A 24,341-nucleotide genomic window follows, 5' to 3' on the forward strand; every position below is an offset into this window, starting at 1 on the left:
CGCCCGGATCAGCAGCTTTCCCCGAACCGATCGGCCACGAGGGCTTCCACGGCGTTGGCCAGAGCCTCCGCATCCGGGCCAGAGGTCTGAACCTCAATAGTCGTTCCCTTGGCCGCTGCCAACATCAAAAGCCCCATGATGCTGTCGCCGCTGGCCGACATCCCGTCGCGGGAGACCTCTGCGCGCGCATCGAACCCCTCGACGACCTCGACCAGTTTCGCGGAAGCGCGGGCGTGCAGACCCTTCTCGTTGATGATCTTGAGGGTCCGGTTCACGGATTGGGTCATTGCGGCAATCTTTCGGTCGTCGGGAAAATCTACAGGAGCCCGTCAGGTTGGCTCGGACGGAACGTTCTGGGTGTCTATATACTTGCGCCCGGCCTCGAGCGCGCTGCGAACCGCATCGCCGACAGGCAACTGGCGGCTTTTCGCCAGCTTGATCAACATGGGAAGGTTGGCGCCGTATAGGATGCGCCGGTCGTCGGGGCGACAGGCGTTCAGCGACAGGTTGGAGGGCGAGCCGCCGAACATGTCGGTCACCACCACTACGCCCTGGCCATGGTCCACGGCGTCGGCAGCATCGCAGATCTCGGCCTGCTTCGAAGATCGGTCGCAATCCGCCTCGATGGAAATGGCCGTCATCCCGGGTTGTTTGCCCACGACATGCTCCACGGCAGCGAGGTACTCCCTCGCCAGCCCACCATGCGCGACGATCACGATTCCGATCACCCGGCTTTCCTTCCGTTCGGAACAGCTCCCAGCCCCTGCGCCGACGAGGGTGCTGCGCTGCGGCGTTCCAATTCACGATGGCGAATAGACACGTGCCAGCCTTCGCGCGCAAGTGCCGCCGAAACGCTTTCCGTCACGGCGACAGACCGGTGTTTGCCCCCGGTGCAGCCAAAGCCGATGGCAAAGTGCGCCTTCCCTTCCTCGACGCAGGCGGGAAGCATCATCAGGATCAGATCCTCGATCTTTTCGAGGAACGGCCCGTGACGCGGATCGGCCTCCACATATGCCGCCACCTGCGGGTCGAGCCCGGTGTGGGGGCGCAGCTCGGGCTCCCAGTGCGGGTTCCTCAGGAACCGGCAGTCAAGGACCACGTCCAGTCCCTGGGGCAGCCCGCGTTTGTAGCTGAAGCTCTGGACCGACACGGCCATGCCCTGCCCTGTGACGTTGCCGAACCAGCCCTCCATCTCGGCGCGCAGGTCGTGCACCGTCAGCTCCGAGGTGTCGATCAGGATATCGGCCCGGGCGCGCAGGTCCTCCATCAGGGTCTTTTCTCGCGCGATGCCTTCGGAGGGGCTTTCGTCGGGCGCCATGGGATGACGGCGCCGCGTCTCCGAATACCGCCGCATCAGCACCTCGGCCGAGCAGTCGAGGTACAGCAGGTCGGCGTCGATGCCGGGCTTGTTCAGACTGTCCCGCAACTCCACCAACCTCTCGACCGAGAAATCCCGGTTGCGCACGTCGATTCCCAGCGCAAGCGGCCGGACAAGCGGCGCATCACCGTCGAACAGCCGCGGGATGAAGCTCAGCGGGATGTTGTCGATCGACTCGAACCCGCAGTCTTCCAGCACATTGATCGCGGTGGCCCGCCCGGCGCCCGAAGGGCCGGTGACCAGAACTATTCTTGCGGTTTCTCGACCAGGTTGGCCCATCTCACTCTCTTCTTCCCGCCTTTAGATACTGTACCAGTGCGGCGGGAAAATAGGGGCGCGCGGTTTTGTGAAGCAACGGCACATCCATACCAAGCAACGTGCTCTTTCGTATAGGCGGAAGCCGTTCCGTTTCTTCGGATTCGAGGTCGACGATGGCGGCCAGCGGGGCCGGCGCGCTTTGCGCGTTCAGAATGCCCAGCCCGCGCGCCTCGATCATGCCCCGGATCGTTTCAGGGACGTCCAGCCACAGCCTGCCGTCGCGCAGGGAAACCAGCGTGCGGTCGTCGGCGACCAGCGTGGCCCCCAGCGCCAACAGTTCAAGCGCCAATGCGGATTTCCCGGTGCCGGATCGCCCGCGGATCAACAGTCCCCGGCCAGCCACAGCAACCGAGGACGCGTGGATCAGGGTTTCGGACATCTCAGATCGGCAAGCCCACGACGAAGCGCGCGCCTAAGGGTTCGGAGGTCGCGTCGGCTTCTGTCGGCCTGATGTTCTCCGCCCAGATCACGCCGCCGTGCGCCTCGACGATCTGCTTTGAGATCGCAAGGCCGAGGCCGGAGTTGTTGCCGAAGTCCGACTGCGGACGCGACGTGTAGAACCGCTTGAAGATCTTCTGAAGCGCCTCTTCCGGGATACCGGGGCCCGTGTCCTCGACCACGACGAGCACGCGGTTGTCGCGCCGCCGGGCCCAGACACGGATCGCGTCGCCATCCTCGCAGAAGGAAATGGCGTTGGTGATCAGGTTGACGAAGACCTGCGCCAGCCGCGCCTCCAGCCCGCCGATCATGATCGGGCGCTTCGGCAGGTCCGAGATGAACTCGATCCCCTTCGCGCGGGCATCCTCCCCGAGGAACTCCGCAAGGTTGCCGATCATCTTCAGGAGGTCGAATTCTTGCTCCTCCTCCTTCACCAGCTCGGAATCGAGGCGGGAGGCGTTGGAGATGTCGCTCACCAGGCGGTCGAGGCGGCGCACGTCGTGTTCGATCACGTCGAGGAGCTTGTGCCGGTGCTCGTCCTTCTTGACCATGCGCAGGCTGCCGACGGCAGAGCGCAGCGAGGCCAGCGGGTTTTTGATCTCGTGCGCGACGTCGGCCGCGAACTGTTCGTTGGAATCGATGCGGTCGTAGAGTGCGCTGACCATGCCGCGCAACGCACCCGACAGACGACCGATCTCGTCCGGGCGGGCGGTCAGGTCGGGGATGCGGATGCGGCCCGTGGTGCGGTGCTTGCGGTTGCGGTCGCGGCCGATCTCTGCCGCGTCGGCAAGGTCCGAGATCGGGTTGGCGATGGTCGAGGCCAGGACCAGCGACAGGCCGATGCTGACCAGCGTGGCGATGATGAACATCTGCAGCACCCGCTCACGTTCGGAACGGACTGCGGCGTCGATCTCTGCTGCGGGTGCGACCATGGCGACGGTGCCCTGGATCGCGTTGCCCAGCCGGATCGGCGAGAAGGCGTAGAACATGGTGTCGGCGCTGCCGCCGCCCTGAACGACACGGGTGGTCGTGGGATCGCCCGCCTCTATCGCGCGGCGCAGACGGTCCTCGAGCACCAGGTCCGGCTCGTCCGAAAAATAGGTGAACAGCCCGGCAACACCTTGCCACGCGGCGTTCAGGAAATCGGAAATGACCGTCGGCTTCTCCTCCTCCGTGCGGAGGGGGATCGCGGCGGCCATCTTGCCCTCTGTCTCGCCGACGAGGAAGGTCGCGCTGTCGAAGACCATGACCTGCGTGCCTTCCCGCAGGTCGATGCCCTGCAGGGTCGCGGCCACGTCGATGCCCTCGGCAGACCCGAGCGGCGCCGCCCCCGGCTGAAGCTGGCTTTCGAAGACATCGGCCAGCAACTCGACTTCGGACTGTAGCGCATTGATACGCTGGACGGCCAGCGTATCGCGTGAGGAGTTCAGCCAGAGAACACCTGCAACCAGCACGTTCAACGCAATCAGGTTGAACGTGATGATCTTGCGCGTCAGCGGCGAGCGGTTGAGCGTGAAAAGGCCGCGCTGCGCACGCGTCGCACGCATCTCCTTTTCCACCGTGCTGTCCGGGGCGACCCAATCGTCGCCCAGCACAACATCGGCGTCGCGACGATTTTCATCGTCGTCCTTACCCATCGGGATCCGCTCGGCCAAGGCCATTCATCACTCTTCGTTGTAACGATAGCCGATACCGTAGAGCGTTTCGATGGCGGAGAACTCCGGATCGACAGAGCGCATCTTCTTGCGCAGCCGCTTGATGTGGCTGTCGATGGTGCGGTCGTCCACGTAGACCTGATCGTCGTAGGCCACGTCCATCAGCTGATCGCGCGACTTCACGAAACCGGGGCGCTGCGCCAGCGCCTGCAGCAGCAGGAACTCGGTCACGGTCAGCGAGACGTCGAGGCCCTTCCACGTAACGGCATGCCGCAGCGGATCCATGGTCAGCGACCCGCGGGTCATCAGCTTGGTCTCTTCGGTTTCGCCGACGACATCGCCGGCCACCGCTTCCTGACGACGGAGAAGCGCGCGGATGCGTTCGACCAGAAGGCGCTGCGAGAACGGCTTCTTCACGTAGTCATCGGCGCCCATGCGCAGGCCGAGCACTTCGTCGATCTCGTCGTCCTTGGAGGTCAGGAAGATGACCGGCATCTTGGATTTCTGGCGGACGCGCTGGAGCAGGTCCATCCCATCCATGCGCGGCATCTTGATGTCGAACACGGCCATGTCGGGCATCTTCTTGGTGAAGGCGTCCAGTGCGGCCTGTCCATCATTGTAGGTCTCGACTTCGAATCCCTCTGCCTCCAGAGTCATCGATACCGATGTCAGGATGTTCCTGTCATCGTCCACGAGGGCGATTTTCGACATGGTATTGTCCTTGTACTGCTCTGTTTTTGTAATTTTTCCCGAACTATCAGCGATTTTTCGCCCTGCGGCAATCCTTAACTGCGAATCAGACTCCGCGCCTGTTTCAAGGGGACCCGAATTTGACAAAGGAATGGCTAAAATGTCCCACTGCTTAAGTATAGGATTTTCACAAAGCGGGCAGGCATCCGCCCGTCGGGGAACATGGTATCGCTAAACCTCGGGTGGTATCGCTAACTGCGCGAATGCGTCCTGTTCACCCGGAAAAACGACGTGCTAAAGGATCGGATACCGGCGCATACCGTCGCGTAATTTTCTTTCTCGGACCAGCGCTGCACAGGAGCTATGCTGATGACATTCGGACGGGTAAACCCGCAGTTCAAGCTTGAAGATCAAGGGATCGAAGGGCTTGGCAATGTCTATTACAACCTCATGGAGCCCGCGCTGATCGAAGCGGCTCTGAAACGCGGCGAAGGGACGCTTGGCAAGGGCGGCTCTTTCCTCGTGACCACCGGCACCTACACGGGTCGCTCTCCCAAGGACAAGTTCATCGTAAAGACCCCCTCGGTCGAGGACTCGATCTGGTGGGAAAACAACACCCCGATGGAGCCCGAGGCCTTCGACCGGCTGCACGCCGACATGCTGGAGCACATGAAGGGTCGCGACTACTACGTGCAGGACCTCGTGGGCGGGGCCGATCCGGCCAATGCCATCGACGTCCGGATGGTGACCGAGCTGGCGTGGCACGGGCTGTTCATCCGCCACATGCTGCGCCGCCCGGACCGTGAGGATCTGGACAGCTTCACCGCAGATTTCACCATCATCAACTGCCCCAGCTTCAAGGCCGACCCGGACAGGCACGGCTGCCGGACCGAGACTGTGATCGCGCTGAACTTCGACAAGAAGCTGATCCTGATCGGCAACACCGAATACGCGGGCGAGAACAAGAAATCGGTCTTCACCCTGCTGAACTACATCCTGCCGGGCAAGGGCATCATGGCCATGCACTGCTCTGCCAACCATGCCCCGAACAATCCGGTCGACACGGCCGTGTTCTTCGGCCTGTCGGGTACCGGCAAGACCACCCTGTCCGCCGATCCCGACCGCGTGCTGATCGGCGATGACGAACACGGCTGGTCCGACCGCGGCACCTTCAACTTCGAGGGCGGCTGCTATGCCAAGACCATCAAGCTCTCGCCGGAGGCGGAACCGGAAATCTACGCCACGACCGAGAAGTTCGGCACGGTGATCGAGAACATGGTCTTCGATCCGGAGACCTTCGACCTCGACTTCGAGGACGACAGCCTGACCGCCAACATGCGCTGCGCCTACCCGCTGCACTACATTTCCAATGCGTCGAAAACGGCGCTTGGCGGCCACCCGAAGAACATCATCATGCTGACCTGCGACGCATTCGGTGTGCTGCCCCCGATCGCGCGGCTGACACCGGCGCAGGCGATGTACCACTTCCTGTCCGGCTTCACCGCCAAGGTCGCCGGGACCGAGCGCGGTGTGACCGAGCCGGAGCCGACCTTCTCCACCTGCTTCGGCGCCCCCTTCATGCCGCGCCGCCCCGAGGTTTACGGCAACCTCCTGCGCGAGAAGATCGCCAAGCACGGCTCGTCCTGCTGGCTGGTGAACACCGGCTGGACCGGCGGCGCCTATGGCACCGGGTCGCGCATGCCGATCAAGGCAACACGCGCCCTGCTGCATGCTGCGCTGAACGGATCGCTGAACACCGCGCCGTTCCGCAAGGATCCGAACTTCGGCTTCGAGGTGCCCACCCACGTGGAGGGCGTGCCGGACATGCTGCTCGATCCGCGCAAGACCTGGGACGACAAGGAAGCCTACGACGCGCAGGCCGAGAAGCTGGTCGGCATGTTCGCCGAGAACTTCGCCCAGTACGTGCCCTACATCGACGATGATGTGAAGGCCGCCGCACTCGGCTGACGCGTGTCGCATTGCATGATTTCCAGTCCTTCGCGGCCCGACCGCGAAGGACTTTTTCATATTCAGGCGGTCTCTTGCCGTGGTGCGGAAATCCTGCCTGCGTCCGCCTTCGGAGCCGTGCTAGACATGGGAGGCAACCGGTTCTCGAAAGGGAAGACCATGTTTCGGACCTGCCTGATCGCCGCCCTCCTGACGACGTCCGCTGCCGCCTCCGCCCAGGAGACCGGCGGCTTCGTTCGCCCGCCGCTGTCCGACATGCAGTTCGGTGTGCATTGCGACGTGGCAAAGAACGGCAGCCGCGAAGAGCCGGGCACGGTTTCGGGCATCATCAACCTCATCGACCAGCACCAGACCGTCGACGTCGTGACCCAGATGGTTCCGGCGGAACTGGGCATCTCTTTCGGCATCGGCGCATGGCTGGACCCGGAGTCGGAGCCGCTCCTGCTCGAGGTCGTGGTACAGCATCCGCCCATGGGCGAGAACGGTCAGGAGGTCGAGGTCTGGTTCGCACCGCTCGACCCCGGCGAGCCCGCCGTGAACCTCTTCACCTTCGAGAAACCCTTCGAAATGGTGGAGGGGCCGTGGCGCTTCCAGCTTCGGAAGGATGACGAGGTGCTGCTGGAACAGAATTTCCTCGTCACGCCCCCGGGCACCGTGCCAGCCGTGCAGAAAGCCTGCTTCAGCGCGATGATCATGTCCTGAGAGAGCCCGGGAGACCCTGCCATGCGCCACGCTTCGCCGATCCTTGCCCTCGTGCTGGCCGCCTCCGGCATCGCGGCGCAGCCTGACGCCCCTTCAAACACGGGCGCGGCGCTATACGCAGACGCCTGCGCCCGATGCCACGGTGATGAAGGCAAAGGCGGCAAGGCGCCTGCGCTGTCGAACCCGTCGATGGAGGCCATGACCACGGCGCACAACTATACCCGGATGCTCGACGCCGAAGATGTCGACGCGGCGGTTGTTGCCATCGCCGCGTACCTTTCCCCGGACTGACCGCGCCTCAGGCGGCGCGCAGACCCAGCATCTCGCGCGCCTGCGCGTAGGTCGCCACGGGGCGCTCGTATTTCTCGCAGAGCTTCACGGCACGCTCCACCAGCGCGGCATTCGACGGCGCAAGCGTGTCGCGGTCCCAGCGCACGTTGTCCTCGAGCCCGGTGCGGGTGTGGCCGCCGGCGGCGATGCACCACTCGTTCACCTCGACCTGGTGCCGGCCGATCCCGGCCGCGCACCACTCGGCGTCCGGCGCCAGCCGCTCCACCGTCTTGATGTAGTAGTCGAAAACCTCGCGGTCGCAGGGCATGGCGTTCTTCACGCCCATCACGAACTGCACGTAGAGCTTGCCCGGAATGCGCCCGTCGCGGTTCATCTCGGCGGCCTTGAAGATGTGGCTGAGGTCGAAGGCCTCGATCTCGGGTTTGATCTCGTAGGTCTTCATCTCGGAGGCCAGCCAGTCGACGAGGTCTGGCGGGTTCTCGTAGACGCGGGTGGGGAAGTTGTTCGAGCCCACCGACAGCGACGCCATGTCGGGGCGCAGCGGCAGCATCCCGCCGCGCGTCTGACCGGCGCCCGACCGGCCGCCGGTCGAAAGCTGGATGATCATTCCGGGGCAGTGTTTCTTGATGCCCTCAACCAGCCGCGCGAATTTCTCCGGGTTGGAGGTCGGCGTCTCGTCGTCGTTGCGCACATGCGCGTGCATGATCGTCGCCCCCGCCTCGAACGCGGCCTGCGTGCTTTCCACCTGTTCCTCGATGGAGATCGGCACCGCCGGGTTGTCCTTCTTCTTCGGCACGGAACCGGTGATGGCGACGCAGATGATGCAGGGTTTGGTCATGTGGATCCTCGGGCGTTGGTCTTTCTGGAACCGACAGGATAGTGAGTATTTGCGAAGCAGAGAAGCCAGAGGACCGAGAAAGTCCCCCGGCCTCCGGGTATCATCAGATATCGAAAAAGATGGTCTCGTCCGGCCCCTGCAGGTGGATGTCGAAGCGGTAGGCGTCGCCGTCCTTCTTCGCCAGCAGCGTCGGTACGCGCGACTGGTGCTCGATCCGGCTGAGGATCGGGTCTTCGGCGTTGGCCGCTTCCTCGTCGGCGAAGTACATCCGCGTGTGCAGGCCGAGGTTGATGCCGCGGGCCACGATCCAGAAGGTGACGTGCGGCGCCTGGAGGCGGCCATCGGGGAAGGGCACCCGGCCGGGCTTCAGCGTCTCGAAGGTGAATTCGCCGGTGTTCATGTCACCGGGCGAGCGGCCCCAGCCGGTGAAGCCCTCTGCCCCGCCTTTGCCTGCGAACTTGCCCTGCGAGTCGGCCTGCCAGACCTCGATCAGCGCGTCCTTCAGTGCGTTGCCTGCGCCGTCGAACACGCATCCCTTGATGGTGATGCGCTCACCGGCGGGGGCGCCGGTGATCATGCGCGTGCCAAGGTCCTCCGGGAAGACGCCCTCGATCCCGAGGAAGTTGGGCGTGCAGCCGATGTGGACGTAGGGGCCTGCCGTCTGCGACGGGCTTTCCTTGGCGCGGTTGGTCATGGGTCCGGTCATCACATCCCCTCCATGCGGTTCTCGAACATCGTCTGGCGGCGGCCGCGCAGGGTGATGTCGAACTGGTAGCAGAGCGAGTCCATCGGGATCGACCCGGCGCGGTCCAGCCGGGCGACCAGGGTTTCAATCGCCTCGCGCGACGGGATGGTGCCGACGATGGGGCATTGCCAGATCATCGGGTCGCCCTCGAAGTACATCTGCGTGATCAGCCGCTGCGCGAAGCTGTGGCCGAAGACGGAGACGTGGATGTGCGCCGGGCGCCAGTCATCCGGACCGTTGGGCCAGGGATAGGGTCCGGGCCTCACGGTGCGGAACTCGTAGAAGCCGTTCTCGTCCGTGATGCAGCGCCCGCAGCCGCCGAAGTTCGGATCGAGCGGCGCGAGGTAGCCTTCCTTCTTGTGCCGGTAGCGTCCGCCGGCGTTGGCCTGCCAGACCTCCACCAGAGTGTGCGGCACCGGGCGGCCGAATTCGTCACGCACCGTGCCCTGGACGACGATGCGCGGACCGATGGCCATTTCGCCGGGCGCGGCGAAGTTGGTGATCAGGTCGTTGTCCTTCGGTCCGAGCAAATCGTGTCCGAAGACCGGGCCGGTCTCTTCGGACAGGGATGTCGCGGCACCGATGGGAGCGAAGCGCGGGCTGCGCGCGACGCTGGTCTTGTAGAGCGGGGTGAGCGCGGGCGGGTGCCAGCCTCGATCCCGCGCGGTGTATCCGTTGGTCATTCGGGTCTTCCTCCTCAGGGGTGCGCGTTTCCCTGGTCTTCCATTTCGGCGTAGGTCTGCTTGGCAAGTTTCAGGGCGTGGTTCGCCTTGGGCACACCGGCGTAGATCGCCACGTGCTGGAAGGCCTCGGCCACGTCCTCCTTCGATGCGCCGGTGCGCGCGGTGGCACGGATGTGCATCGGGATCTCTTCGAAATTGCCGGTCGCCGCCAGCAGAGCCAGCGTCAGCATCGAGCGTTCCCGGTCGGTGATCCTGTCCGACGCCCAGAGATTGCCCCAGGCGGTTTCGGTGATCATCTCCTGGAACGGCGTGTCGAACGGCGTCTTGGCAGCTTCGGCCCGGTCCACATGCGCATCGCCAAGGATGCGGCGGCGCACGTTCATGCCGGTTTCGTAACGGTTGGTCATGTATCCTCCGCGGGGCGCGATGATCCTGAGGCCATCGGTGCCCGTCTCAGTATGGCAAGCCAACGTAGTTGATGGCCATGGTTTCCTGTGCGCTTTCCACAGTGGCGAGATGCTCGATCTCGGCCCGCTGGATGCGCAGCTCGTAGGGGTCGGTGTCGGGGAAGCGGTGCAGGAGCTTGGTCATCCACCACGAGAAGCGCTGCGTCTTCCAAACCCGGGCCAGCGCCCTTTCGGAATAGCCCCCCATCGCGGCGGCATCGCCCTCTTGGTAGCGCGCCTTCAGCGCCTCGAAGAGGTAGTGGATGTCGGAGGCCGCCGTGTTCAGACCCTTCGCTCCGGTGGGCGGCACGATGTGGGCCGCGTCGCCCGCAAGGAACAGCCGCCCGTATTGCATCGGCTCGCAGACGAAACCACGGAGCGGCGCGATGCTCTTCTCGATCGACGGGCCGGTGACCAGGGTCTCGGCGATGCGGCTCGGGATGCGGCGCTTGAGCTCGGTCCAGAAGGCGTCGTCGGACCAGTCCTCGACCTTGTCGGTCAGGGGAGCCTGCAGGTAGTAGCGGCTGAGCTTCTCGTTCCGCATGGAGCAGAGGGCAAAGCCGCGCTCGGAGTTGGCGTAGATCAATTCGTGGTGCGCGGGCGGCGTTTCGGACAGGATGCCCAGCCAGCCAAAGGGATAGACCCGTTCGAACTCGCGGCGCTTTTCGGCCGGGATGGCCTGGCGGGAAGGGCCGTGGAACCCGTCGCAGCCGGCGATGTAGTCGCATTCGATGGTCTTGCGCTGGCCTTCGTGCGTAAAGGAAACCGTGCAGCCCGCGTCGCCGTCGAGCGTGGCGTTGCCAAGTTCCACATCGTCCACGTCGTGCAGAGTCATGCCGCCGGTCAGATCGCGCGCCTCGTAGAGGTCGCGCGTCACCTCCGTCTGGCCGTAGACCATGACCGAGGTGCCGGTGTGCTTGCGGAAGTCCACGCGCACTTCCATGTCCTCGAAGGAAATCACCGTGCCGTCGTGCGGATACCCTTGGGTGTCCATCCGGGTGGCGACCTTGGCCTCCTTCAGCAGGTCGATGAACCCCTGCTCCAGCACACCCGCCCGGATCCGGCTGAGCACATGCTCGCGCGAGCGGCGTTCGAGCACGATGGCGTCTATCCCGGCCTGATGACAAAGCTGGCCCAGCAACAGCCCGGAGGGCCCGCCGCCGATGATGCAAACCTGAGTTTTCATGCTGATCTCCCTTGGTTCAATTAGACACTGAACCAATTGACATTGTAAATTGAGATTTCAGGCTGCTTAGTTTACCATTATGATAACAAAAAACCGCATCACGCAGGTCAAGCTGCGCCATCTGGAGGCTTTCTCGGCCATTGCGCGCCTTGGCAGCCTGAAGGCCGCCTGCACGGCGCTGCACCTGTCGCCGCCCGCCTTGTCCAAGACTCTCAAGGAGTTGGAGGAAGGCCTCGGCACCACGCTGATGACGCGCGACCGGGGTGGCACCCGGCTGACGCCGCAGGGCGCCCTGTTCCTCGACTTCACCAACCAGAGCCTCGCCGCCCTGCATCGCGGGATCGAAGGCGTCACCGACCTGCGCGATGGCGGGCGCGAGACGCTGCGCGTCGGCGCCCTGCCCAGCGTCGCGGCCCGGTTGATGCCGGAGGCAGTTGCACGCTTCCGGCAGGCGGCGCCGGACACGCAACTGATGCTGCGCGACGGGTCGCACGGGGTGCTGACGGATGCCCTGAAATCCGGGGCGCTCGACATGATCGTGGGGCGGATGGGTCCGGCAGAGGCCATGCAGGGGCTGTCCTTCACACAGCTTTACCTAGAACCCGTGGTCTGCGTCGTGCGGGCCGGCCACCCCCTGACAAAGGCGCCGGTCAGCGTGGATGCGCTGGCGGACTGGTGCATCCTCTACCCGCCGGAAGACGCCGCGATCCGCCCCCTGCTGGACCGCTGGTGCCTGGCCCAGGGTCTGGCGCCTTTCCCCGAACGTATCGACTGCGTATCGGGCGCGTTCGGGCGCAACTACCTGAGGGTGTCGGACGCGCTGTGGTTCATTTCCGAAGGCGTCGTCGCCCAGGACCTTGCGGACGGGCGGCTCGTGTCGCTGAACTTCGATCTCGGCTTGACGGCGGGGCCGGTCGGCCTCATGACGCGGCCCGACACGGTGACATCCCGCAGCCGGCAACTGTTCGAGCAGGCTTTGCGCCATGCGGTCCACGATTCTACATTATACGAGTCCGAATCGGAAAGAATCCACAAGTAAATCAAGTTATCACCAAAGTTTTGCTTTACACTGCCCCCTAGCCACAGGCACGATATGTAGTGAGGGCATGGGGTACGCCCCCAAGACCCTTGAGCAGGCAGCAAGTGCTGGGGCGCATACAACCACCCGGCGCTACAAAAGAATAATGAGGTGGCGGCATGGCACTATCCGAGCAGTATCTGACGGACGAATTGCATCCTATCGACATCGTCGAGAACATCGCCCAGTTCAACGACTGGGATTTCGACCGCGTGACCGATGACCAAATCGCCATGGCGGTCGAGGGGCAATGGCGGACGTATTCCGTCACGCTGGCGTGGAGCCATGGCGACGAGACCCTGCGCCTCATCTGCACCTTCGAGATGGAGCCCCCGGCGGACCGCATGCACGTCCTGCACGAAGGGCTGAACGCGGTGAACGACCAGTGCTGGGCCGGGTGCTTCAGCTATTGGGAAGAGCAGCGTCTGATGGTCTACAAGTACGGTCTGATGCTGGCGGGCGGCAACATCGCCTCGGCCGAGCAGATCGACACGATGATTACCGCGGCAGTGTTGTCCGCAGAACGCTATTACCCGGCATTCCAGCTCATGGCGTGGACGGACCGCAGCGCCAAGGACGCCCTGCAGATCGCCATGGCCGAGGCCTACGGACGCGCCTGAGGGCCAGGTCCAAGACAGTTCCCGGAAGGGCGCCCCGCACGGGCGCCCTTTTTGCTTGAGAACGCAGCTCCACCCCGCAATTCTACCCAAGGGAGAAAACCCGAAGGGAGGACAAGATGAAGACCACATTTGCCACGCTGGCGCTTTGCGCCGGCGCCGCCCCGCTGTTTGCGCAGCAGACGGAGGCGGACTGCACCGCGCTGCGGGATGTCGTATTCGGCGGCGGTTATGTCACTTCGGCGCGGTCCGTGGCGGCGCAGGACACGTTACCCGCGTATTGCGAGGTACGGGCGACCGCCCTGCCCGCCATCTCCATCGAGGTGCGCCTGCCCCTCGAAAACTGGAACGGCAAGTATTACCAGGCGGGCTGCGGCGGCTTCTGCGGCATTCTCGGGCGCGCGGATGCCGGGGCAAGCTGGGTGAATGCCATGCGCCCGGGTCTGGAACTGGGCTACGCCACCGCCACATCCGACAGCGGGCACCACGCACTGTCGGTCGTCGATGCAGGCTGGGCGGCCAACAACCCGCACGCGGAACGGGACTGGGGCTGGCGCTCCATCGGAGAGACCAACCGCGTGGCGGGCCTCCTGATCGACGCGTTCTATGGCGGGCAGGCAGAGCAGGCGATCTTCCAGGGATGCTCCACCGGCGGGCGCATGGCGCATGTCGCCGCGCAACGCTATCCGGAGATGTTCGACGGCATCATCTCTGGCGCTCCGGCGATGGACTACACCGGGCTGGTGGCCACCGCGATGGCCTTCTTCGTGCAGGCCAACACCGCCGACGACGGCAGCCAGATCCTCGGCCCCGATGACGCGCAGGCGATCGGCGACCTCGTGATGCAGCAATGCGATGCGACGGACGGCACGGAAGACGGGCTGATCGAAGACCCGCGCGCCTGCGAGATCGACTACAGCCCGCTCGGGCTGTCGAACGCGAAGATGGATGCCCTGATGAAGTGGCGCGAAGGCCCCCGGAATGCGGCTGGCGACCAGCTTTACCCCGGCGGCATTCCGGAAGGGTCGGAACCGTTCTGGTGGCTCTGGCTGACCGGAAATGCAGAGGGAGCCGCGCCGCTGGTGCCCGCCTTCACCACCGGCTTCACACAGTACATGGCCTTTGCCGACGATCCCGGCGCGGAATACTCACCGCACGACTTCGACATGGAAAGCGACCCGGCCCGGCTGGAGACGATGGCCAAGGTCTACAACGGCGACAGCCCGGACCTCTCGGCCTTCCGCGCGGCGGGCGGCAAGATGATCGTCTATCACGGCTGGGCCGACGCAATCGTGACGCCCTACAAGACAGTGGACTGGTACGAACAGGCATCCGAGGCCGCGGGGGGAGAGGAGACGCTGAAGGAGAACGTCCGTCTCTTCATGATCCCCGGCCTCGACCATTGCGGCATCCTGCCGGGGCCCGGTGGCGTGAATGCGGCCTCCCTCGATCCGATGAGTCCGATGGAGCGATGGCTGAACGAGGGCACCGCGCCCATGTCGATCATGGCCGAGTAGTCCTCACATCGGAAAGAAGAAGCTGATCGCCAGCACGGCGGTCAGCCCAACGATCAGGTTCATCGGCACGCCCATGCGCAGGAAGTCCGAGAACTTGTAGTTGCCTGCACCGTAGACCAGCGTGTTCGTCTGGTAGCCGATGGGCGTGGCAAAGCTGGCACTCGCCGAGAACATCACCGCCACCACGAAGGGCCGCGGATCGACCCCCAACTGCGCCGCGAGCGAAATCACGATGGGCGTGAAGATCACCGCGACGGCGTTGTTCGTCACGACTTCGGTCAGGATCGAGCCCACCGCGTAGATCGCCACGAGCGTGACGAAGGGGGAAAGGCCATCGAGGAATGGCATCATCCAGCCGACCAGCATCTCAACCGCGCCGGTGTTCTCCAGCCCCTGCCCGACGATCAGCATGGCGAAGATCAGCACGAGCACACCGCCGTCGATGGAGTTCCACGCCTCGTCGTTGTCGATGCAGCGCAGGACGAGGATAGCCGCCACACCTATCAATGCCAGCACGCCGATCGGCATGAGGTTGAGCGCGGCAAGGACGACGATCCCCACAAGCGCCAACACCGCGATGGGCGCCTGCCGCCTGCGATAGGCCCGGCCACCCGGCGCGGTGACGTTCACCACATCGCCGGAGCGGGTCAGTTCCTCGAATCCTTCCGGCGTACCCTCCAGCAGCAGCTTGTCGGCGGGCCGCAGGTGCACGCTCGACAGGTCGGCGCCCGCGATGTGGCGCGGACGGTAGGCGCCCAGTACGCGCACACCGGCGCGCCGCCCCAGCGCAAGATCGGCGATCCGCAGGTCGGAGCTGCGCCGCGAGGGGGTCACGATGGCCTCGACCACCTTCACTTCCGCCTCCGGGTCCAGCTCGATGGAGCGTCTCAGGCCGACCCGCAGCCCGGGCTGTTCGGCCAAAGTCAGAAGCTCGGACGTCTCGGCGACGACGATCAGCGCGTCGCCCCGTTCGATCACCCGTTTAGCTATGTCGCTGCGCTCGATCCTGCCGCCGCGCCGGATGCCGGTCACGCGCACGCCAGACCGCTGGAAGTCGGCAATCTTGCCCAGGGCCGTGCCGATGTGCGGGTAGTTGGACCTGACGGTGATTTCCGACAGGAAGGCCGTCTCTGCGTCCTCGGTGCCGCTTTCCTTCTGCGCCCGGTCGGGCAAAAGCACCTTGCCCAGCACCAGCATCGAAAGACCGCCGACGACGGCGACGGTCAGACCAACCGGCGCGATCTCGAAGATCGAGAACGGCTCGATCCCCGCTTCCTGCGCCACGCCATCCACGAGGATGTTGGTCGACGTGCCGATCAGGGTACAGGTGCCGCCGAGGATCGCGGCGTAGGACAGCGGGATCAGCAGCCGCGTCGGCGCAATGGCAAGGCTCTGCGCCAAGCGGATGACCACCGGGATCAGCACCAGCACGACCGGCGTGTTGTTCATGAAGGCCGAGGCCGCGATGGTCGCGAAGATGAACAACCCGATGGCCATGACGGGGCGCGCCTGCGCCTTGTCGATGACGATACCCGCCAGCGCGTCCAGAACCCCGGTCCGCACCAGCGCGCCCGAGACGACGAACATCGCCGCAATCGTGATCGGCGCCGAGCTTGAGAACACGGCCATGACCTCGTCGCTGGGCACCATGCCCAGGAGGATGTAAAGCGCCGCCGCCCCCGATGCGGTCACCTCCGGCGGAAATTTCTCGATGGTGAAGGTGATGAACAGGATCACGAGGATCGCCAGTGCGACCAGCGGTGCATCCGTTCCGTAAAGATGGTCGAGCATAAAGGTTCCCCGGGTTCGCAGAGCACACACCCTTCGTCACAAGTCCCGAGCGCCGTCAAGGTTCCGCCCGGTCGCTGGATCCGCGTGTGATCCTCTGTCCTTTCGCGCAGAAGTGGGGCCGGGCGCGGCGCGAAGTCAATGGGTTGCGAAATGGCGCCATCGCTTTGCCAGCGGTATTCGTCTGCCGCTGCTCATTTGCGATGCGGCGCTTCCGTCCGCCTGTCTGCGGCTGTGCCGGGCCACTTTCAGGCCGTCTTTCCACGCGCCCCGCATTGCCCTTTCTGTGCCCCTCGGGCTACCTCTTGGCGCGCAAAGTGTTTTCAGGAGGAACAGGCATGAAAGACGGAATCCTGGCCGAAAAGGGGCTCGTGCTGCTGGGCTGCGGCAAGATGGGATCGGCGATGCTCGAAGGCTGGCTGAAGCGCGGCCTCCCCGCATCCTCCGTCTGGGTGACGGACCCCAACCCCTCCGACTGGCTGAAGGGCCGGGGCGTGCATCTGAACGAGGAACTGCCGCCCGAACCTGCCATCGTCCTGATCGCCGTCAAGCCGCAGATGATGGGCGAGGCCCTGCCCACGCTGCAGGCCATGGGCAATGGCAAGACGCTGTTCGTCTCCGTCGCGGCGGGCATCTCGATCGCGACCTACGAGGACATTCTCGGCAGCGCGACACCGATCATCCGCGCCATGCCGAACACCCCCGCCGCCATCAGCCAGGGGATCACCGCCATCATCGGCAACCCGAAGGCCTCGGACACCGATCTCGACCTTGCCGAGACGCTCCTGTCCGCGGTTGGAGAGGTGGTGCGGCTTGAATCGGAGGTCCAGATGGATGCCGTCACCGGCCTGTCGGGCTCCGGCCCCGCCTATGTGTTCCACATGATCGAGTGCATGGCCGCCGCGGGCGAGGCACAGGGGCTGGCGCCGGAGCTGGCCATGACGCTGGCCAAGGCAACCGTCGCGGGCGCAGGGGCGCTTGCCATGCAGGCCGACGACGATCCGACGCAGCTCCGCCGCAACGTGACCTCCCCGAACGGCACGACGCAGGCCGGTCTCGACGTGCTGATGGACGAGGAGAAGGGCCTGCCGCCCCTCATCAAGGACACCGTGGCCGCAGCGGCCAACCGATCCAAGGAACTAGCCAATGGCTGAGATCACTTTCGACGACTTCATGGCGGTGGATATCCGCGTCGGCACCGTCACGCGTGCCGAACCTTTCCCCGAAGCGCGCAAGCCCGCGATCAAGCTGTGGATCGACTTCGGCCCGGAGATCGGAGAGAAGAAGTCCTCTGCCCAGATCACCGTGCACTACGCGCCCGAAGACCTCGTCGGCCGCCAAGTCTCGGCGGTCGTCAACTTCCCGCCGCGCCAGATCGGGCCGTTCATGTCCGAAGTGCTGGTCCTGGGTTACCACGACGCGGATGGCGCCGTGACGCTTGCGCGACCCGATCATCCTGTTCAAAACGGCGCGCGCCTCTGCTGAGGGCGCGCCGGACGTCGCATTGTCAGAGTTCCGGCTTCAGAGTTCCGGCGCTTTGGGATCGGGCACGATGCCCATCCCGCCGGCGTAGTTCCAGTTGGGGTCGTCCTTCTTGATCCGGACAGAGATCAGCTTGCCCACCGGCCAGGCCAGAACCAGGCCAATGATACCGGCGGTGACCACGGCCCACCAACTGTACCAGCCGAAGATGAAGAAGACGATCAGCGCGGCGCCTGCGATGCTGGCCCCGGCCATGTGCGCGATGAAATACGCCAAGCGGTCCATGTCGTTGCTCCTTTCGGGTCGTCCCTCACATGGAAAACGTGCGAGACGAACGCAGGTTCCGCCACGCCCCGCTTGACACCCCCCGTGCCGTGCGGATGCTGGCGCAAACGCAGGAGGAGACCATGTTCAGACCCGCCATCACGGGGCACGGGGTATTCACCCCGACCGAGAACATCACCAACGACGAACTGGTGGCGGCGTTCAATGCCTATGCCGATCTGTGGAACGAACGGCACGCCGACGAGATCGCCGGCGGGACGGTGCAGGCGATGGATCATTCCAGCTCCGACTTCATCTTCTCCGCTTCCGGCATCGAACGGCGTTACGTGATGGACAAGTCCGGCGTGCTCGATCCCGAACGCATGTTCCCCGATCTGCCCGCCCGCCCGGACGAGGCACCGTCCATCATGGCGGAAATGGCGGTCGATGCCTGCGGCAAGGCGCTGGCCATGGCGGGCCGGGACGGTGCGGACGTCGATCTGGTGATCTGCGCGGCGTCGAACCACGAACGCGCCTATCCCGCCATCGCGATCGAGATTCAGCAACTGCTGGGCGCGCAGGGCTTTGCCTTCGACATGAACGTCGCCTGCTCCTCCGCCACCTTCGGCATCCAGGCGGCGGCGGACATGATCCGGTCGGGCAGCGTGCGGCGCGCGCTCGTGGTCAATCCGGAGATCTGCTCCGGCCACCTGGAATGGCGCGACCGAGACTGCCACTTCATCTTCGGCGACGTGTGCACCGCTGTCCTGATCGAACGTGCCGAAGACGCACAGGGCGCGCGGTTCGACATCGTCTCCACCCGCTGCGCGACGCAGTTCTCAAACAACATCCGCAACAACAACGGATTCTTGCGCCGGACGCACGACCAGATGGAAGACCGCCGCGACATGCAGTTCATGCAGAACGGCCGGAAGGTCTTCAAGGAGGTGCTCCCGCTTGTCTCTGCGCACATCCTCGGCCACATGGAGGCAGAGGGCTGGGAAGCGGACGGGCTGAAGCGTCTCTGGCTGCATCAGGCCAACAAGACGATGAACGATTTCATCGGAAAGAAGGTGTTGGGCCGCATGCCCGAAGAAGGCGAACAGCCGAACATCCTTCAGGACTACGCCAATACATCCTCCGCCGGGTCGATCATCGCGTTCTCCAAGAACTCCGGCGATCTCGCGCCCGGGGACAGGGGCGTGATCTGCTCTTTCGGCGCGGGTTACTCGGTGGGGTCGGTGCTGGTGGAGCGCGGCTGAACCGGCTTTTCGAAGAACACCCGGTCGAACCCGTCCTGCACCATACGATGCGTCTCGACGTAGCCGAGGTGCGGGTACATCGAGAGGTTCTCCGTCATCTTCGCATTGGTGTAGAGGCTGATCCGGTCAAGGCCCAGCTTGGCCGCTTCCGCCTCGCAGAAGCCGATCAGCGCCTTGCCGATGCCACGTCCCGACGCCTCCGGTGCCACGCCCACCGCATCGAGAACCATCGCCCCGCCCTCGGGCCAGAAGGCGATGTACCCCAACGGTTTCCCGTCGTCGTAGACGTATAGGACACCCTGCCCGATCTGGGCGTCGACATCCGCATCCATCGGCGCCGGGCGGCGCCCGATGCGCGGCACGTACCGCGCGTAAGACGCCTCGGCGATCTCCCGTATTGCTGCCGCGTCGTCCGGTTTTGCCTGCCGTATCATTTGCCGCCCCGCATGTTCAGAAGGTGTACGATCCCGCCGACCAGCAGCCCCCAGACCGCGCCGCCAATCCCGAAGAGCGTCAGGCCCGACGCGGTCACGATGAAGGTCAGCACCGCCGCTTCGCGGGTCTCGTCCGCCCGGAGCGCGCCGGTCATCGACGTCATGAACACACCGAACAGCGCCACACCCGCCAGCGTTGCCATGGCGAAAGGCGGGGCGGCGGCTGCGATGAAGGTCACAAGAGCCGCGAAGATACCGAATAGGCAGTAGAAGACACCGGCCCAGACAGCCGCCCAGTAGCGCTTTCCGTGGTCACGATGGGCGTGCTCGTCCGAGCACATGGCCGCGGTGATGGCGGCGAGGTTGGTCTGCACCGCACCGAAAGGCGCCGACAGGATCGAGATCGCGCCGACCGTGGCGAACATCGGCCCGGGCGGAGGCGTGAACCCATTGGTGCGTAGCACCGCAACGCCCGGCATGTTCTGCGTCGCCATGGTCACGATGAACAGCGGCACGGCCAGACCGATCACCCCTTGCAGGGACAGCGTGGGCATCACCCAGACCGGTGCGGTCAGGGCGTGGTCCGGGAGAGGCAGAGTGCCGTTGTGCCAGATGACCAGCCCGAAGGTGACGAGCACCGCGGCAGGCACCGCAAAGAGCCGCCGGATGCGTGTCGCCACGAACCACGTCAGAAGGATCGGAAGGGCCACCGCCGGCGCCTCGGCCACCGCGCGGATGGGGGTGAAGCAGATGGGCAGCAGCACCCCGGCCAGCATCGCTTGCGTGATCGGGCCGGGTACGCTTTGCGCCAGCCGAACCAGCGGTTTCCAGAACCCCGCGACGACCGTCAGCGCACCTGCCACGGCAAAGGCCCCGACCGCACCGGAAAAGCCCTGCGGGTCCGCAGCGGAGGCCGCGAGCAGTGCCGCCCCCGGGGTCGACCACGCACAGGACGCGGGCGTCTTGGTCCACAGCGCCAGAACGATCCCGGCAAGCCCCATCGCCAGCGCACCGGCCATCAAGGCGGAGGAGGCCTGCGCCTGTGTTGCGCCCATCGCCTCGACACCGGCGAGGAAGATCGGGAAAGACGAGAAGAAACCGACAATCGCCACCACCAGGCCCGCGGTGAACGCCTGTGATCCGCCCATGTCTAGCGTCCTACTTTTTGCCGCCAGTGGCGGCGGCACAGGCTGACGTAAGCTTCGTTGCCGCCGATCTGGACCTGCGCGCCGTCCAGCAATGCCCGGCCCTCGGCGTCCTGCCGGATCACCATCGTCGCCTTGCGGCCGCAGTGGCAGATGGTCCGGACCTCCCGCATCACGTCCGCCAGCGCCAGCAGCGCCGCGGAACCGGGGAACAGCTCGCCTCGGAAATCCACCCGCAGGCCATAGGCCATCACGGGCACGTCGAGATCGTCGACCACGCGGGCCAGCTGCCAGACCTGTTCGGTCGTCATGAACTGCGCCTCGTCGACGAAGATGCAGGCCACATCGCCCTTCGCCCGCCGCGCCTCGATCATCTCGAAAAGATCGGAGTGGGTGCCGAAGACATCCGCCTCCCGCGCGAGGCCGATCCGCGATCCGATCCGCCCCTTGCCGGCGCGGTCGTCGAAGGCGGCGATCATCAGGTAAGTCTCCATCCCGCGTTCATTGTAGTTGTGCGCCGCCTGCAGAAGCAGCGTCGACTTGCCCGCGTTCATGGTCGAGTAATGGAAGTGCAGCTTGGCCATGACCCGCTTTTGCGTCAGCCGCCCGGGAGAGGCAAGAGTGCCTCGAAACGTCACCGCCGGAACGCAGGACAGCCCGGCGCGGGCGTGAGCGTGCTGTTGCCGGCGGGTTGATTTCGCCATGACGGCGGCGCGCTCCGCGGGTAATGGAAGTGCAACGCGCCGCCCCGGACGCAGGCGCACCTGCAGAGAGGATCACGATGGCGAACGTCGGAAACTACCTGAAGAAGCACAGCGAAGCCTTGGTGAAGGACGTCGGGATCGAGACGGCCTGTGCGCTGTCAGGCAAGTCCAAGGCGACGCTGGGCCGGTATTATTCCGATCATGTCGAACATGCGGACCGCTTCATGCCGGTGGATGTTGTCGCCGCGCTGGAAGAGAAGGCCTCCTACCCGCATGTCACCGCCGCGCTGGCAGAGCTGAAGGGCATAACGCTGCACTTCGACGAGGACCGCCGCAACACGCGGTCACCGGGCGGGATGAACTCAGACGTGATCGCCCTGTCGCAACGGTTCGCCATGCTGATGGCCGAATATCACACGTCAATGGTCGACGGAGACATCTCCGTCAACGAAGCCAAGCGGATGCTGAAGGAAACCCTGGAGATCCAGAAGGTGCTGATCGACATCAAGATGCACCTCGAGGACGAGACAGCCCGCTAGGCCAGTCGTCCCCAGAGGTCGTATTCCCCGGCCTCGTCGACCGCGACGGTCACGATCTGACCCGGCTTCAATGCCTCCGCGCCTTCGTCGATGAACAGGTTGCCGTCGATCTCAGGCGCGTCGGCCTTGGTGCGGCAGGTGGCGATGCCGTCCTCGTCCACGTCGTCGACGATGACATCCATGCGTCGACCGACCTTCGCGGCCAGCTTGGCCTCCGAGATCGCCTGCGCCTTTTCCATGAAGCGCGCCCAGCGTTCGGCCTTCACCTCGTCCGGGACGTGATCCGGCAGCGTGTTGGAGCGCGCACCGGCGACGTTCTCGTACTGGAAGCAGCCCACGCGGTCGAGTTGCGCCTCGTCCATCCAGTCCAGAAGGTGCTGGAACTCCGCTTCAGTCTCTCCGGGGTAACCCACGATGAAGGTGGAGCGGAGTGCGATGTCGGGGCAATCCGACCGCCATGCAGCGATCTCGTCCAGCGTACGCTCGGCCGCGGCGGGTCGGGCCATCCGGCGCAGGGTGCCCGGGTGGCTGTGCTGGAACGGAATGTCGAGGTAGGGCAGCACCTTGCTCTCTGCCATCAGCGGGATCACCTGCCGCACGTGCGGGTAAGGATAGACGTAATGCAGCCGCACCCACGCGCCCAACTCGCCCAGGTCGCGGGCCAGGTCGACGAAGGGAAACTTTGCGTCGCGGTCCTTCCAGTCCGTCCCGTAGGCGGATGTGTCCTGGCTGATGACCAGCAGCTCCTTAACACCGGCCTCAACCAGTTTCTCAGCCTCGCGCAGGACCGCGCGGGCGGGACGGCTTTGCAGTCGGCCGCGCATGTCTGGAATGATGCAGAACCGGCACTTGTGATTGCAGCCTTCGGAGATCTTCAGATAGCTGTAATGCCTCGGCGTCAGGGACACGCCGCTGGCCGGCAGAAGATCGATGAACGGATCGGGCGACGGCGGCACCGCGCCATGCACGGCGTCCAGCACCTGCTCGTACTGATGCGGTCCGGTGACCGCCAGAACCTTCGGATGGGTCCCTGTGATGTACTCCGGTTCCGCGCCAAGACAGCCGGTCACGATGACCCGACCGTTTTCGGCCAGTGCCTCGCCGATGGCGTCGAGGCTTTCGGCCTTGGCACTGTCGAGAAAACCGCAGGTGTTCACGATCACCGCATCGGCGCCGGCGTAGTCGGAGGAGATGCCGTAGCCCTCGGCGCGCAGGCGCGTCAGGATGCGCTCGCTGTCCACCAGCGCCTTCGGACAGCCGAGGGAGACCATGCCGATGGTCGGCTGGCCGTCGCGGACGGTGTCGGTGATGCGGGCGCGCGCAAGGTCAGGGCGGAGATCGGGGGGATTCTGCATGGGCCGCCTATACTGCACCCTTAACCGCCGGTGAAGCCCCGGTCGTCACGCCCCCGGACACAAACGGCGATGGCGGGCGCCTTCCCGCCAGTCCGCCGTTGCGTTGGGATCAGCGGCGCCGGTCGCGGCGCGCGCTCATCGGCTGGAAGGCGACGCCGACATGGGCCTCGCAGTAGGGCTTGCCCTGCTGGACCGGCAGCCCGCAGAACCAGAAGTCCTCCGTGGCGGGATCGCCGACGGGCCACTTGCAGGTCCGTTCGGTCAATTCCATCAGGGTCAGCTTCTTCGCCTTCTTTTCCACTTCGTTGACTTTCGCCAGCGCCTCGGGGCTGATCTCGTTCGTCGAAGGCTGCGGCGGAAGAGGCTGGCCCGCCGGAATGATCTGCTTGCGCGCCGGGGACTGCGGGGCTGGTGCTGCCGCGGCGGCCGGTGCGGGCGCGGGTTCTGCCGGTTTGGCTTCGGGGGCCGCGGCGGGCTTCGGTGCCGGTTTCGGCTTGGCGGCCTGCGGCTTGACTTCCGGTTTTGCCTCTGCCGGGGCGGGCGCGCTGCCGGCCCGGTTCGACAGCCCGAGGCGATGCACCTTCCCGATCACCGCGTTGCGGGTCACGCCGCCCAGCTCCTTTGCGATCTGGCTGGCCGACTGACCCTCCGACCACATCTTCTTGAGCATTTCCACGCGTTCATCTGTCCACGACATCGGAGCTTCCTATTGAAAAAGCGGCCGCGCTTGTCCGGGCCGCCTGACGGTCTATTCGTTGAGACGATATTCTAATCATCACGCCCAAAGTTACAAGGCGGTGCGATTCTCCTGGGCCTCT

Annotated in this window: 28 protein-coding genes; 10 read left to right on the top strand and 18 right to left on the bottom strand. The window is 65.0% G+C overall.

Translation table 11 applies throughout. The features are described from left to right. Positions 1-8 precede the first annotated feature (8 nt). From CDO87_RS08260 to CDO87_RS08285, 6 genes are read right to left on the bottom strand one after another with little or no spacing between them, the layout of a single operon-like run. A complete protein-coding gene (locus tag CDO87_RS08260; RefSeq protein WP_100928335.1) occupies positions 9-287 on the bottom strand; it encodes an HPr family phosphocarrier protein in 279 nt (92 codons plus the stop codon). A gap of 42 nt (positions 288-329) precedes the next feature. Next, positions 330-728 (bottom strand): PTS sugar transporter subunit IIA, encoded by a 399-nt coding sequence (locus CDO87_RS08265; protein ID WP_100928336.1) that lies wholly within the window; start codon positions 726-728, stop codon positions 330-332. After that, positions 725-1,657, bottom strand: a complete 933-nt coding sequence (gene rapZ, locus CDO87_RS08270) for an RNase adapter RapZ (protein ID WP_198521844.1) — start codon at positions 1,655-1,657, stop codon at positions 725-727. Before rapZ ends, CDO87_RS08265 begins: the two co-directional genes overlap by 4 nt. A gap of 1 nt (position 1,658) precedes the next feature. Then, on the bottom strand, positions 1,659-2,075 hold the full coding sequence (locus CDO87_RS08275; protein ID WP_100928337.1) for an HPr kinase/phosphorylase: 417 nt from the start codon (positions 2,073-2,075) through the stop codon (positions 1,659-1,661). Position 2,076: 1 nt separating this feature from the next. Then, positions 2,077-3,795, bottom strand: a complete 1,719-nt coding sequence (locus CDO87_RS08280) for a sensor histidine kinase (RefSeq protein WP_100928338.1) — start codon at positions 3,793-3,795, stop codon at positions 2,077-2,079. 3 nt (positions 3,796-3,798) lie between these two features. Further along, on the bottom strand, positions 3,799-4,500 hold the full coding sequence (locus CDO87_RS08285; RefSeq protein ID WP_100928339.1) for a response regulator transcription factor: 702 nt from the start codon (positions 4,498-4,500) through the stop codon (positions 3,799-3,801). A 348-nt stretch (positions 4,501-4,848) separates the two neighbouring features. On the opposite strand from CDO87_RS08285, the gene CDO87_RS08290 reads away from it, so the two are divergent. From CDO87_RS08290 to CDO87_RS08300, 3 genes are all read left to right on the top strand, one after another. After that, a complete protein-coding gene (locus tag CDO87_RS08290) occupies positions 4,849-6,447 on the top strand; it encodes a phosphoenolpyruvate carboxykinase (RefSeq protein WP_100930882.1) in 1,599 nt (532 codons plus the stop codon). Between the two features lie 159 nt (positions 6,448-6,606). Further along, positions 6,607-7,149, top strand: coding sequence for a DUF3859 domain-containing protein (locus CDO87_RS08295; protein ID WP_157814944.1), 543 nt, complete (start codon positions 6,607-6,609; stop codon positions 7,147-7,149). 21 nt (positions 7,150-7,170) lie between these two features. After that, positions 7,171-7,440 carry a c-type cytochrome gene (locus CDO87_RS08300; protein WP_100928341.1) on the top strand — a complete coding sequence of 90 codons (270 nt, stop codon included), beginning with the start codon at positions 7,171-7,173 and terminating at the stop codon, positions 7,438-7,440. Positions 7,441-7,447: 7 nt separating this feature from the next. On the opposite strand, the gene CDO87_RS08305 is transcribed toward CDO87_RS08300, so the two are convergent. From CDO87_RS08305 to pobA, 5 genes are all read right to left on the bottom strand, one after another. After that, positions 7,448-8,278: a 3-keto-5-aminohexanoate cleavage protein gene (locus CDO87_RS08305; RefSeq protein ID WP_100928342.1), complete on the bottom strand. Its 831-nt coding sequence runs from the start codon at positions 8,276-8,278 to the stop codon at positions 7,448-7,450. 103 nt (positions 8,279-8,381) lie between these two features. Continuing rightward, a complete protein-coding gene (gene pcaG, locus CDO87_RS08310) occupies positions 8,382-8,984 on the bottom strand; it encodes a protocatechuate 3,4-dioxygenase subunit alpha (protein ID WP_198521845.1) in 603 nt (200 codons plus the stop codon). Further along, complete coding sequence (gene pcaH / locus CDO87_RS08315) at positions 8,984-9,706, bottom strand: protocatechuate 3,4-dioxygenase subunit beta (protein WP_100928343.1); 723 nt, start codon at positions 9,704-9,706, stop codon at positions 8,984-8,986. The genes pcaG and pcaH overlap by 1 nt, the downstream gene beginning before the upstream one ends. Before the next feature lie 14 nt (positions 9,707-9,720). Further along, complete coding sequence (gene pcaC / locus CDO87_RS08320; protein WP_100928344.1) at positions 9,721-10,113, bottom strand: 4-carboxymuconolactone decarboxylase; 393 nt, start codon at positions 10,111-10,113, stop codon at positions 9,721-9,723. Between the two features lie 46 nt (positions 10,114-10,159). Continuing rightward, positions 10,160-11,338 (bottom strand): 4-hydroxybenzoate 3-monooxygenase, encoded by a 1,179-nt coding sequence (gene pobA / locus CDO87_RS08325; protein WP_100928345.1) that lies wholly within the window; start codon positions 11,336-11,338, stop codon positions 10,160-10,162. 79 nt (positions 11,339-11,417) lie between these two features. Here pobA and pcaQ point away from each other — a divergent pair, with 79 nt between their 5' ends. From pcaQ to CDO87_RS08340, 3 genes are all read left to right on the top strand, one after another. Continuing rightward, positions 11,418-12,377 (top strand): pca operon transcription factor PcaQ, encoded by a 960-nt coding sequence (gene pcaQ / locus CDO87_RS08330; RefSeq protein WP_100928346.1) that lies wholly within the window; start codon positions 11,418-11,420, stop codon positions 12,375-12,377. Positions 12,378-12,535: 158 nt separating this feature from the next. Next, positions 12,536-13,036 (top strand): YbjN domain-containing protein, encoded by a 501-nt coding sequence (locus CDO87_RS08335; RefSeq protein WP_100928347.1) that lies wholly within the window; start codon positions 12,536-12,538, stop codon positions 13,034-13,036. Between the two features lie 116 nt (positions 13,037-13,152). Beyond that, positions 13,153-14,550 (top strand): tannase/feruloyl esterase family alpha/beta hydrolase, encoded by a 1,398-nt coding sequence (locus tag CDO87_RS08340; protein ID WP_100928348.1) that lies wholly within the window; start codon positions 13,153-13,155, stop codon positions 14,548-14,550. Between the two features lie 3 nt (positions 14,551-14,553). Here the strand turns inward: CDO87_RS08340 and CDO87_RS08345 are convergent, their stop codons facing one another. Continuing rightward, positions 14,554-16,341 carry an SLC13 family permease gene (locus tag CDO87_RS08345; protein ID WP_100928349.1) on the bottom strand — a complete coding sequence of 596 codons (1,788 nt, stop codon included), beginning with the start codon at positions 16,339-16,341 and terminating at the stop codon, positions 14,554-14,556. A 335-nt stretch (positions 16,342-16,676) separates the two neighbouring features. Between CDO87_RS08345 and proC the strand changes: the two genes are divergently transcribed. Together proC and CDO87_RS08355 are read left to right on the top strand one after the other, a co-directional pair. Continuing rightward, the gene (gene proC, locus CDO87_RS08350) at positions 16,677-17,492 is read left to right on the top strand and encodes a pyrroline-5-carboxylate reductase (protein WP_100928350.1); all 816 of its coding nucleotides are present in this window, start codon (positions 16,677-16,679) and stop codon (positions 17,490-17,492) included. Continuing rightward, positions 17,485-17,823 (top strand): tRNA-binding protein, encoded by a 339-nt coding sequence (locus CDO87_RS08355; protein ID WP_100928351.1) that lies wholly within the window; start codon positions 17,485-17,487, stop codon positions 17,821-17,823. The genes proC and CDO87_RS08355 overlap by 8 nt, the downstream gene beginning before the upstream one ends. Before the next feature lie 36 nt (positions 17,824-17,859). Here CDO87_RS08355 and CDO87_RS08360 read toward each other — a convergent pair whose 3' ends face one another. Then, complete coding sequence (locus CDO87_RS08360) at positions 17,860-18,105, bottom strand: hypothetical protein (RefSeq protein ID WP_100928352.1); 246 nt, start codon at positions 18,103-18,105, stop codon at positions 17,860-17,862. Positions 18,106-18,227: 122 nt separating this feature from the next. On the opposite strand from CDO87_RS08360, the gene CDO87_RS08365 reads away from it, so the two are divergent. Then, positions 18,228-19,346 (top strand): beta-ketoacyl-ACP synthase III, encoded by a 1,119-nt coding sequence (locus CDO87_RS08365; RefSeq protein ID WP_100930884.1) that lies wholly within the window; start codon positions 18,228-18,230, stop codon positions 19,344-19,346. Here the strand turns inward: CDO87_RS08365 and CDO87_RS08370 are convergent. From CDO87_RS08370 to CDO87_RS08380, 3 genes are read right to left on the bottom strand one after another with little or no spacing between them, the layout of a single operon-like run. Continuing rightward, a complete protein-coding gene (locus CDO87_RS08370) occupies positions 19,310-19,780 on the bottom strand; it encodes a GNAT family N-acetyltransferase (protein WP_100928353.1) in 471 nt (156 codons plus the stop codon). The two genes, CDO87_RS08365 and CDO87_RS08370, sit on opposite strands and share 37 nt — an antisense overlap. Next, positions 19,777-20,928: a benzoate/H(+) symporter BenE family transporter gene (locus CDO87_RS08375; RefSeq protein ID WP_100928354.1), complete on the bottom strand. Its 1,152-nt coding sequence runs from the start codon at positions 20,926-20,928 to the stop codon at positions 19,777-19,779. Before CDO87_RS08375 ends, CDO87_RS08370 begins: the two co-directional genes overlap by 4 nt. Before the next feature lie 2 nt (positions 20,929-20,930). After that, positions 20,931-21,509: a thymidine kinase gene (locus CDO87_RS08380; protein WP_100928355.1), complete on the bottom strand. Its 579-nt coding sequence runs from the start codon at positions 21,507-21,509 to the stop codon at positions 20,931-20,933. 197 nt (positions 21,510-21,706) lie between these two features. Between CDO87_RS08380 and CDO87_RS08385 the strand changes: the two genes are divergently transcribed. Then, a complete protein-coding gene (locus CDO87_RS08385; RefSeq protein ID WP_100928356.1) occupies positions 21,707-22,168 on the top strand; it encodes a hypothetical protein in 462 nt (153 codons plus the stop codon). On the opposite strand, the gene rimO is transcribed toward CDO87_RS08385, so the two are convergent. Then, positions 22,165-23,523 (bottom strand): 30S ribosomal protein S12 methylthiotransferase RimO, encoded by a 1,359-nt coding sequence (gene rimO / locus CDO87_RS08390; protein WP_100928357.1) that lies wholly within the window; start codon positions 23,521-23,523, stop codon positions 22,165-22,167. The genes CDO87_RS08385 and rimO overlap by 4 nt on opposite strands. A 109-nt stretch (positions 23,524-23,632) precedes the next feature. Further along, positions 23,633-24,220, bottom strand: coding sequence for a GcrA family cell cycle regulator (locus CDO87_RS08395; RefSeq protein ID WP_100928358.1), 588 nt, complete (start codon positions 24,218-24,220; stop codon positions 23,633-23,635). Between the last annotated feature and the right edge of the window lie 121 nt (positions 24,221-24,341).

It is taken from the genome of Sagittula sp. P11, assembly GCF_002814095.1.
In the GTDB taxonomy this organism is placed as follows: Bacteria; Pseudomonadota; Alphaproteobacteria; order Rhodobacterales; family Rhodobacteraceae; genus Sagittula.